The sequence below is a fragment of the Methanobrevibacter sp. genome, from assembly GCF_045130115.1.
In the GTDB taxonomy this organism is placed as follows: Archaea; Methanobacteriota; Methanobacteria; order Methanobacteriales; family Methanobacteriaceae; genus Methanocatella.
On sequence record NZ_JBGUPC010000060.1, the window covers coordinates 1 to 2,028 of the forward strand.

2 protein-coding genes and 1 pseudogene are annotated in these 2,028 nt (G+C 34.1%); all 3 read left to right on the forward strand.

All coding sequences use genetic code 11. The annotated features are described in order from the left end of the window. On the forward strand, positions 1-817 hold an 817-nt coding region (gene mch, locus ACJMML_RS10490), incomplete at its 5' end, for a methenyltetrahydromethanopterin cyclohydrolase (protein WP_405307274.1). Positions 818-967: 150 nt separating this feature from the next. Beyond that, on the forward strand, positions 968-1,798 hold the full coding sequence (locus ACJMML_RS10495; RefSeq protein ID WP_405307275.1) for a DUF4013 domain-containing protein: 831 nt from the start codon (positions 968-970) through the stop codon (positions 1,796-1,798). A 124-nt stretch (positions 1,799-1,922) separates the two neighbouring features. After that, positions 1,923-2,028 (forward strand): annotated as a pseudogene (locus ACJMML_RS10500) (rubrerythrin family protein); the annotation flags it as partial.

The window sequence follows — 2,028 nt, forward strand, 5'->3', positions numbered from 1 at the left end:
TACTAAAGTTTGTCTTGGTGGACTTGCAGATGTTGGAATTTCAATTCCTGGAGATTTATCTGAAAAATTCGCACTTCCTTCAGTAAAGATTAAAACCGACTCACCTTCTATCTCAACCTTAGGTTCTCAAAAAGCTGGTTGGTCAGTATCTGTTGGCGATTTCTTTGCATTAGGTTCAGGACCTGCAAGGGCAATCTCATTAAAGCCAGCAGAAACCTATGAAGAAATCGGCTATGAAGACAAAGATGCTGATTTGGCTATCTTGACCTTGGAAGCTGATGTCTTGCCTGGTGATGAAGTCGCTCAATACATTGCTGATGAATGTAATGTTGATGTTAAAGATGTTTACTTGCTTGTAGCTCCTACTTCTTCCCTTGTTGGATCCATCCAAATTGCAGGAAGAGTTGTTGAAAACGGAACTTACAAAATGTTGGAATTCATTAAATTTGACGTTACCAAAGTTAAACATGCAGCAGGTATTGCACCTATTGCACCTGTTGACCCAGACGGATTAAAAGCTATGGGTAAAACCAACGATGCAGTACTCTTCGGTGGAAGAACCTACTACTATGTAGAATCTGAAGAAGGCGATGACATTGCGGCTGTAGCTGCTCAATTACCATCTTCTGCTGCTGATGGATATGGTAAACCATTCTTCGATGTATTTAAAGATGCAGGATTTGACTTCTATCAAATCGACAAAGGAATGTTTGCTCCTGCAGAAGTAGTAATCAATGATTTAACTACTGGTAAAATGTATAAGGAAGGATTCGTTAACGCAGAATTGCTTAAAAAATCCTTTGGTGTAGATGAATAGTTCTATTCATCTTCCTTTCTTCTTTTTTTAATATTATTTTCTCTGTTATTAATTTTCACTTGATTTTTTAATAATATTAATATATTATGATTGTAATAAATATCTATTAGCTCATTTTTAAGAGTGATTAATATAAATAAGGTGAAAAAAATGGAAATAATGGAAATTATTAAGGATGCAATCATTTTTCCTTCAAATGATCTGGCTAAACTTGCAATATATATTGTATTGTCAATCATTACTGGATTTTTAATAACTTTTGGAGTCTCATTTTTAGCTGTTGGATTAGCAACCAGTTCCATTTGGATTGCAGTAGGAATCATTTTATTAATTTTAGGCTTAATTGTAGGATTTATAATTATGGGATATCATGTAGGAATTATTAAGACCGGAATTGATCATGCGGAAACTGCACCTGATTTTGAGTGGAAAGCAAATCTGATAACAGGTATCAAATATTTTGTTGTAAACATAGTTTACTTCATCATTCCTGCAATCATTGTCCTGATTATCGCATGGATGACAAACCTGTTTGGAATGAGTTACGAAGTGATGAACAAAATGATGTTGGCATCAATGTCTGCTCAGGCTAATTCTACTATAATACTCACTGATGTTGTCCCTCAGCCATTAATCATGAATTTCGGAACCGCTTTGATGATTACTGGATTCATTGCATTCATATTGTTTGTAGTCTTTGCGTTTATCCAGACCATGGGTGAATCAAGGCTTGCAAATACCGGTGACCTTAAAGAAGCTTTGAACATCCCTGAAGCATTCAGAGACATTGGCAGAATAGGATATGGTAAAGTAATTGCAGTTCTACTCCTGATATTTGTTGTAATTGCAGTCATCAATGCAATTATAAATGGATTGGACAATTTCGTTAATGGAATACGCATTCTTTCAATTGTTGTGACTCCATACTTGGTGTTCTTCGCTGCAAGGGCAACAGGATTATTATATTCTGATATAGCTTAAATTTTTTTAAGCTATCTTTTTCTTATTTTTTTTTAAAATTACAATAAATTTTTAAATGATAATCTCTATATATAATATTATTCTATATAGAATACTTCAATTATTTATAATGGAGATGTATAAAATGGCTGAATTAAAAGGTACAAAAACTGAAGCAAACTTACAAGCAGCTTTTGCTGGTGAGTCCCAAGCACATACTAAATACCAATACTTTGCTGCAAAAGCAAAAG

Excerpts from the sequence above, each read along its gene's own strand:
- ACJMML_RS10495 (WP_405307275.1), top strand. The coding sequence starts at position 968 with ATGGAAATAATGGAAATTATTAAGGATGCAATCATTTTTCCTTCAAAT.